General features: G+C 61.5%; 7 protein-coding genes. 4 read left to right on the top strand and 3 right to left on the bottom strand.

Translation table 11 applies throughout. The features are described from left to right. Positions 1 to 731: penicillin-binding transpeptidase domain-containing protein (locus tag BRAS3843_RS14315; protein ID WP_035981719.1), on the top strand; the 731-nt coding region annotated here is incomplete at its 5' end. Positions 732 to 747: 16 nt separating this feature from the next. Here BRAS3843_RS14315 and BRAS3843_RS14310 read toward each other — a convergent pair. After that, positions 748 to 1,176: a hypothetical protein gene (locus tag BRAS3843_RS14310; protein WP_244425312.1), complete on the bottom strand. Its 429-nt coding sequence runs from the start codon at positions 1,174 to 1,176 to the stop codon at positions 748 to 750. 191 nt (positions 1,177 to 1,367) lie between these two features. Between BRAS3843_RS14310 and BRAS3843_RS14305 the strand changes: the two genes are divergently transcribed. Continuing rightward, positions 1,368 to 2,027: a hypothetical protein gene (locus BRAS3843_RS14305; protein WP_008969639.1), complete on the top strand. Its 660-nt coding sequence runs from the start codon at positions 1,368 to 1,370 to the stop codon at positions 2,025 to 2,027. Positions 2,028 to 2,318: 291 nt separating this feature from the next. Beyond that, positions 2,319 to 2,945 carry an ankyrin repeat domain-containing protein gene (locus BRAS3843_RS14300; protein ID WP_008969638.1) on the top strand — a complete coding sequence of 209 codons (627 nt, stop codon included), beginning with the start codon at positions 2,319 to 2,321 and terminating at the stop codon, positions 2,943 to 2,945. A 155-nt stretch (positions 2,946 to 3,100) separates the two neighbouring features. On the opposite strand, the gene BRAS3843_RS14295 is transcribed toward BRAS3843_RS14300, so the two are convergent. Beyond that, complete coding sequence (locus tag BRAS3843_RS14295) at positions 3,101 to 4,504, bottom strand: TAXI family TRAP transporter solute-binding subunit (RefSeq protein WP_008969637.1); 1,404 nt, start codon at positions 4,502 to 4,504, stop codon at positions 3,101 to 3,103. A gap of 259 nt (positions 4,505 to 4,763) precedes the next feature. Further along, positions 4,764 to 5,747: a DUF4375 domain-containing protein gene (locus BRAS3843_RS14290; protein WP_035981717.1), complete on the bottom strand. Its 984-nt coding sequence runs from the start codon at positions 5,745 to 5,747 to the stop codon at positions 4,764 to 4,766. A gap of 276 nt (positions 5,748 to 6,023) precedes the next feature. Between BRAS3843_RS14290 and BRAS3843_RS14285 the strand changes: the two genes are divergently transcribed. Further along, positions 6,024 to 7,250 carry an NAD(P)/FAD-dependent oxidoreductase gene (locus BRAS3843_RS14285; protein ID WP_008969635.1) on the top strand — a complete coding sequence of 409 codons (1,227 nt, stop codon included), beginning with the start codon at positions 6,024 to 6,026 and terminating at the stop codon, positions 7,248 to 7,250. Positions 7,251 to 7,542: the final 292 nt, after the last annotated feature.

The following is a 7,542-nucleotide window of genomic DNA, read 5'->3' as shown; positions in this document are numbered from 1 at the left end:
AGCGCAGCGAGATCAGGCCGTCGCTCGCCAAGCGCTTCACCGACGACGGCACGAGCGGCACCTTCGTCGGCTACAAGGTCGAAGATTATCTGGTGATCGCCAGCGACACCGAGCGCTCGGGCGAGGGCAGGCTGCCTGCTTCGACCTTCAAGATCGCGAACTCGCTGATTGCGCTGGAGACCGGCGTGGTCGAGGACCCCGACAAGGACGTCTTCAAATGGGATGGCGTGAAGCGCTGGAACGAGGCCTGGAACAAGGATCACACTTTGCGCAGCGCCATCGCGGTCTCCGCGTTTCCGGTCTATCAGGAGATTGCCCGCCGCATCGGCCTTGAGCGCATGCAGAAATTCGTCGACCTGCTCGAGTATGGCAATCGCGACATCGGCGGGGGCATCGATCAGTTCTGGGTCAGTGGCGCCCTGCGCATCGATCCGGTGCAGCAGGTCGATTTCGTCGACCGCCTGCGGCGCGGCACCTTGCCGATCTCCAAGCGCAGCCAGGATCTGGTGCGCGACATCATGCCGGTGATCAAGGTGGGTGACGCGACGATGCACGCCAAGACCGGATTGACAGACCGGGATCACGGCTCGCTCGCCTGGCTGGTGGGATGGGTCGACAAGGGCGACGAGCCGACCGTGTTCGCGCTCAACATGGATTGCCCGGAGCCGCGTCATGTCGCCGATCGCATGACGCTGACCCAGGGCTGCCTGAGCGAGATCGGCGCGATCTGAGCGCGCCGATCATTGCTCAGCGCCGCGACAGCTCGAGATTGACGCCCGTGATCTCGGTGCCCGCGGGTCGGATCGAGATCGTCTGCCGGTTGCCGCGCGTGGTCAGCGCGAGCCCAGCCGAAAAGGTCTGGCCGCGCGCCTCCGCCTCGATGCGGTCGCCGCTGGCGCGGCCATCGATCGTGCCGGACGCATTGTGGCTGGCTTCGCTCCACTGTCCGGAAATCGCACCGCCGCGATACGCGACATCGCTGGAGAGATCGATATTGTAGCTGTCGCTGGCGCAACGGATGTTGAGCCGTAGCTGCTCGCTGCCGTCGGTGTCATAGACGGCGCGGCAGCGCAGCCGTTCACGCTCGCCGCTCTGCATGCTCAGCGTGCCGCCGCCGACCCACGCGCCCGCCATGGCGCGGAAGGGGGATGCCGCCTCGGCCGAACCGGCGGCCATGAGTGACGCCAGAAGAATTGAAGCTGGGACGAAGGACAAGACGCGCATCGACGTGACTCCGGTGAGAACGAGCCGGCGTCAACGCGGTACTTGCGTTTGCGTTCACGCCGAACTGAAAATGATCTGGTTGGTGCAAGGCGGTCGTACTAGGCTTCACGCATCACAAAGAAGTGTGTCCGGAGGAAACGACAATGCACGCACCGTCGGTCTGGTTGTCATCGCTGGCTCTCGCAGCTGCGAGCGGCTGGTTCGCTGCCACCATGTTCGCGGCCGGTCCCGCAACCGGCAAGGAGCCGCGCTTTCCGCAGCTCACCATGGAGCAGCTCAGCGACGCGCAACGGCCGCTCGGCGAGCAGATCATGAAGGTGTCGAGCGTCGGCCTCGGCGGTCCCTATAATCCGATGATCCGCAGCCCCGTGCTCGGCCAGCGGCTCTATGACCTGTTCTATTATCTGCGCTGGCAGACCTCGGTGCCGACCAGGCTGAACGAGTTCGCGATCCTGATCATCGGCCGGCAGTGGCGTTCGCAGGTCGAATGGTTCGCGCATGCGCCGCTGGCTGCCAAGGCGGGGCTGTCACAACAAATCATCGCCGAGCTGAAGCAGGGCAAGCGGCCTTCGACCATGGCCGAGGACGAGGCGGTGGTGTACGACTTCGTCACCGAGCTTTCGACCACCAAGAAGGTCTCGGATGAAACCTATGCGCGCGCCAAGACAATCTTCAACGACCAGCAGATCGTCGATCTCACCGCCGTATCAGGCAATTACGTCATGGTCGCGATGATGCTGGCGATGGCCGAGGAGACCGTGCCGCCCGGCAAGGAGGCGCCGTTCAAGCCGGGAGAGGAGTAAGAAGCGGTTGCATGTGCCGCGCTGTGTGGCCGCGACCGTCACCGGCTTGCCGCTGTCATCGCCCGACGGGAGCTGCTGGTCAGCCAGCGTGATCTCGTACATCTGGGCTCGCGCAGTCCTGACGGGTTGCCCCGGAATGAGGACGCTTGTGATGCAGCAAGACCAGCCACGCTGTCACAGTCAAAATGACTGCAAGCTGACGTCACGCTGCAAGCACGGACAATGATCCGTTGCTGGGCAAACGTGATTGTCGCGCGCCAAACGACCGCGATGCCATGATATGCTGTTGCCATGAAGCCCTCCAAATCCGCTCTGTTCGAGGCGGCCAAGCGCTGGGACGCAGTGTCCGTCGCGGCTCTCACAAAAGCCGCGCCCGAGTTCGTACGTGCGACCGACCCGAAGGGGCGTACGGCGCTGCACGTCGCCTGTGCGGTGAAGCCGGCGGAGGGTCTTGGAGAACCCGATGGCATCAAGACGGTCACCGCCTTGCTCAAGGCCGGCGCCGACCTTGAAGCGCATGTTCCAATGCCGGAAGAGGAAGGTGATTTCCGTGCCAATCCGGTTTGGTATGCGGCCTGCCGCGGCGAGAATGTGCCGCTGGTGCGGTTTCTCCTGAAGCGAGGTGGAGATCCAAGCTATTCCCTCTGGGCCGCCGTGTGGCGGGACAGCGCCGACATGCTGAGGACACTTCTCGCCGCAAAGCCGCGGCTTAATCTGCGGGCCCATGGAGAGACGCCGATCTTCTATGCAGCACGCCTCCGACGGCTCAAGACGCTCGAGTTGCTCATCAAAGCCGGTGCCGATCCATCGATCAAAGACGATCGCGGTCGCGATGCGCTCGAGATTGCCAAGGCGAGGCGATTGCCGGAGGACGTGACAACACGGTTGGAAAGGCTCCGCGCCTCATCACGCACCTGAAAGGCGCGCGGGCGCTTCGATAGGTGACCTCGGTGGACAGGTCCTGGGCGGATGCAGCAAGCAACCTATTCGAGCACCCTTTCCGGCAGAGCCGGAACTTGCAGCAGCTCGCAGCGACCCAAGGGGCCGATGAGGATCGCATGAGCCGGGCGCGCCTAGCGCCGAGAGGCGAGGGTTGGACCCGTGGTCCATGTTTGATCGGCAGGGCCGCTCAGCAGCGTCGCTCGCCTTTCGGCAATGGCATGATTGAACAGTTCAAGGACCAGACCGAATGCGGCCAGGTCCTCTTGTTCGATTGCTCCATCGTCGTAGGACTTGAGGGTCTCGCGGATGATCGCGTCGACTTCGCGTTGCCTTGTCAGCAGATCGTGTTCCGACCCAGCATTGTGAACCTCCGATACCGCGGCAAGAATGCGGTTGCGACAGCTGCTGTTGTCGTCCGGTTCGTCCCGGTTCAGATAGCGACGCAGCCAGGCGGCGGCCGAACCGATGCCCGAAAGAAGAAGCAAGGCGAACCAGAAATAATCGCTGTACCTGTCCAGAAAGGTTCGCTCCGTGCCGTTGATGACCGCCGCGGCGCCCCGATGCACGGAGGGCTCAGTCTCCTTGTCCGTCTCGGGTTTCATGATGTGCGAAGCTCCGGCCACGCCTTGCGTGATCGTGTCGCGGACCGCGAAAAGCTGCCGATAGAAGGCGGCCGCTCTGGCTTCGGACAGTTCCTTTTTGGCCAGGATCAGGTGGTTGACGCTGATCGTGTCGACCTTGTCCTCAGGCCAGGCCGGTTGCGCGTTGAAGACGCTGGCCGGAATTTCCTCGGCCTCGTAGCGCGCGTGCTTCAGAGCAATGGCCTCGGATGCTTCGATCGGAAGAAAGGTGGGAGCTCCGCGCGCTCGGGCAGTCGCGGCAATGGCGTCCGCCGTGATTTTGCTGTCGAGCGGACCGACGGCGAGATACGCATCAAGGGTGGGGTCCTGCGCAAGCTTATCGATCTCGTCTGTCCCAAATTGAGCCGTGGCCACCTTGTCGGGCTGCACGCCGGAGCCCTCCAGAATGGTCTGGAGGACTGCGACGTTTGCTCCGGTCCTGCCGATGATGCCGACCTTGTGACCCGCCAGATGCGCGATCTCTCCGATCTTGCCGCTGGCCTTCTTCTTGGGCTGGTTGCCGCGTCGCCCGGAGGGCGACCACAGGACGACGTAGTTCTTCCGCAGGATGGCCAATGTTTGCGCGTCGGGCGGCATGCCAAGGTCACCGCGGCCGACCGCCAGGTCGGTTTTGTCGGCGGACAGCAGGGCGAGCGATTCAGCCGGTCCCCCGGTCGGGATCGGGGAGAGCCTGACAGTCCTACTTTCCTCACTGAAAGCGTCGGCCATCGCCTGGACCACCTGGTAGTCGTCGCTCCCTGCCGGTCCAACGGCGATCCGGAGAGTCTCGGGCTGCAAGACGTAGAAGAGGGCGGCCGCAGCGATGCCGAAGGCAACAAATCCCAAAGCCAACACGATGAGCAACCTTCGTTGACGACCATCGTGAGCACTCCTGACTGGATCGGACGGTGACATCAGCGGACCCTCTGACAACAAACGCCTGTTGGGCTACAAGCGCGGCGGGAACTTGGGGGAACCGGTTTCTGTATGGAATGTTCCGCCGCGCGAGAGTGTTCACGAAAGGTGGCCAGCTTTGCGAAGGGGCGGTCGTTGGGCCGCCGAGGTTCGGATCAAAAACGGCCTTCCGGTCGTCCGACCGCCGATCGGAAAGTCCGGGATGGCCAACAGGCGACATCGGCCGCCCGGAGTGTCTCAAGGGTCCCCGTTTTGAGGGTTATGGGTTATCAATCAGAAAACTGATATTGGGGTGTTGCGTGCCCGGCTCCTGCTCGGGCTCATTGCGGGCGACGCCGCTTCCGGAGGCGCTCTCCGGCGCTGGCATCCGCGTGGCGACCTCGTCGGTGTCACCCTTGAAGATGATTGCTTCGCCATCAACGAAAATGGCTTGGTGATGGCCTTCGCCGATTGTCCGCCCGACAACGAAATTCCAACACCAAACGGTCTTGCCGTTGTATTCCCTTGCACCGAAGGCGGTGTACCAGACGTAATCAAGACCGATTTGCGCGACGAATCGATCAATAATTCGTTTTTCCCAGGGACGAGCGGCTTCATATTCTTCACGACGGTTTTCGAGATCGGGGACGTCTGCTACGATCCTATCGAGGGCCTGTTCATAGTCCGCGCGAGGCAGACGATGCACGTTGTCCCAAGTGCCTATGTAGACGGCGTTCATGACTTGAGCGATTTGCCAACGTTCTGCCCAAGTCCAGCTGTCGTCAACATCCATGCCTAGATGCTGAGACAATTTAGGATTGCTCAGATGCTCGCGTTCAAGCTCATCGAACGAGGCACGGAACCGGGCTGCATCGAGTTTTCCGTCCTCGCGCTCGTATGCTTCGTCTATAATTTGCGCGGCACCATCAAACACGGCGAGATGCTCCGCCGCGCCGATCGCAGCAAGCCCATTCCGTACACCGGCAATGAAATTTTTGTCCCATTTCGAATTGTGCACAAACTGCAGGAAGCCCCCATTCAAAATCTGCCCTATGAGGTAGTTCACGCGTGAGACGTTTATAACGTTTTCGGGCATCTCGTCGTCCCGAATATGTCGCAACGAAAGATCATAAGCGAACTGAGTTACCTGATCGACTTTCGATTGGATGAACATGAATTCAGCAGCGGATTGATCAACGCCCATCTGCATTAACTCTTCGGGGCTGCTCGAAGGTCGGTCGAAAAGGATGATCTCACGTATCATTGCCGTTGGCCCATCGCGTCGTTTGGCTCATTGGTGGTCGCCATCGGAGCGAGGCGGACAGGCGTTGATGGTGCCAATGTCATGTCTGCCCCTTCGGCGTAGAGAGATACTTTGCCGCTTTGCGGAAACATGGCGGTCGACAAGGGTCGTCAACGTCCCATCCTGTGACCTTGATCAGGATTGCATGTCCCGGACTACACCAGCAGCGCATCCATTGCACTTGATTTACCTCGGCACCATCAGCAAGATCAGTTTGGACCACAAGAGGAGAAGCGCATGGCGCGTATTCTTGTCCTCGGTGCAGGCTTTGCCGGTCTGTGGGCCGCAATCGGGGCGGCCCGGAAGCTTCGAGAGCTAGGTCAACCATCGGCCGATGTCGAAATTCTCGTCGTCGACCGCAATCCCTATCACAACATCCGCGTGCGCAATTATGAGATCGATCTGAGCGAGGCGGCTATCCCACTAGCCGAACTGTTGGATCCGATCGGCGTGAAACATGTGATTGGCGAGGTCCAGGGAATCGATATCGCCAAACAGCAGGTTGCGGTCGCAATGGGTCAAGCAACGCGCCAAGAGCCGCAGACGTTCGATTACGATCGCTTGGTGCTCACGCTTGGCAGCGAACTCGTGCGTCCGCCGATCCCTGGGCTCGCCGACCACAGCTTCGACGTCGATACCTATGCCTCGGCACGCCGGCTCGACGCGCATCTTGCTGCACTTGGCGACCAGCCCGCATCGGAGGAGCGTTTGACGGTCGTCATCGTCGGCGCCGGCTTCACCGGCATCGAAGTGGCGACCGAGATGCCCGCAAAGCTGGATCGGGCACGGGTCATGGGCGATCGGCGCATCGTTCTCGTTGATCCAAGTCCTGTCGTTGGTGCAACTATCGGGCCGAATGCGCGCCCGGTCATTGACGAGGCCTTGAAAGCACTCGGAATTGAGACTCGGCTGCAAGTGAGCGTCACGTCCCTCGATGCAGGTGGCGTCAGGCTCAGCTCCGGCGAGTTCATCCCGACGATGACGGTGGTGTGGTGCACAGGCATGCGAGCGAGCCCACTCGCGGCGACACTGCGCGCTGAGCGGGACCGCTATGGTCGCCTTATGGTGGACCACTTCATGCGTGCGACGGAGCTGACAAACGTCTTTGCGGCCGGCGACGTAGCTTCCGTCGTCGTCGATGGGGTCCATTCCACGGTGATGTCCTGTCAGTTCGCACGGCCGATGGGCCGCTTTGCCGGACACAACGTCGTAGCCGATCTGTTCGGACAGCCGATGCTTCCGCTGCACATCGACTGGTATGTCACCGTGCTCGATCTGGGCTCCTGGGGCGCTCTCTACACGGTCGGATGGGATCGCCAAGTCCGCACGACAGGCGCGTCGGCCAAGCAGACTAAGCAGACAATCAATCACGAGCGAATCTATCCGCCGCGCGGCGGCAAGCCTGAGGATCTGCTCGCTTCGGCTGCTCCTATCCTCCAGGCGCCACCGGCGGTGCGAGCTTAGGGTCTGTACCCAATTAACGGTGTGTGATTCCCTCTCGTCGGAATAATTCGGCACGGGGACTTCGGTGCCCAAAGGGCTGTTTTGGCTGAACGACAAGCAGTGGCTCAGATTGAGCCGCATCTGCCCCGGTGCAGTCTCAGTCCGACTTCTGCATCGGGTCATTTTCGACGATTTCGTCGGGGAGGGTCGGCAGGTTCATGTCCGCTTGCCAGACAGCGCCTAGTCAAACAATCCGACGGGCAATCCGCGCATAAGCGCCATGCCCCAACTGCCCGTCGTGCCAGTTTGTCGC

It is taken from the genome of Bradyrhizobium sp. STM 3843 (genome assembly GCF_000239815.1).
In the GTDB taxonomy this organism is placed as follows: Bacteria; Pseudomonadota; Alphaproteobacteria; order Rhizobiales; family Xanthobacteraceae; genus Bradyrhizobium.
This window is presented reverse-complemented; position numbering and strand designations above follow the sequence as displayed.

Coding starts and splice junctions, on each gene's coding strand:
- BRAS3843_RS14310 (WP_244425312.1), bottom strand. CDS start 1,176: ATGGCCGCCGGTTCGGCCGAGGCGGCATCCCCCTTCCGCGCCATGGCG.
- BRAS3843_RS14305 (WP_008969639.1), top strand. CDS start 1,368: ATGCACGCACCGTCGGTCTGGTTGTCATCGCTGGCTCTCGCAGCTGCG.
- BRAS3843_RS14290 (WP_035981717.1), bottom strand. CDS start 5,747: ATGATACGTGAGATCATCCTTTTCGACCGACCTTCGAGCAGCCCCGAA.
- BRAS3843_RS14295 (WP_008969637.1), bottom strand. CDS start 4,504: ATGTCACCGTCCGATCCAGTCAGGAGTGCTCACGATGGTCGTCAACGA.
- BRAS3843_RS14300 (WP_008969638.1), top strand. CDS start 2,319: ATGAAGCCCTCCAAATCCGCTCTGTTCGAGGCGGCCAAGCGCTGGGAC.
- BRAS3843_RS14285 (WP_008969635.1), top strand. CDS start 6,024: ATGGCGCGTATTCTTGTCCTCGGTGCAGGCTTTGCCGGTCTGTGGGCC.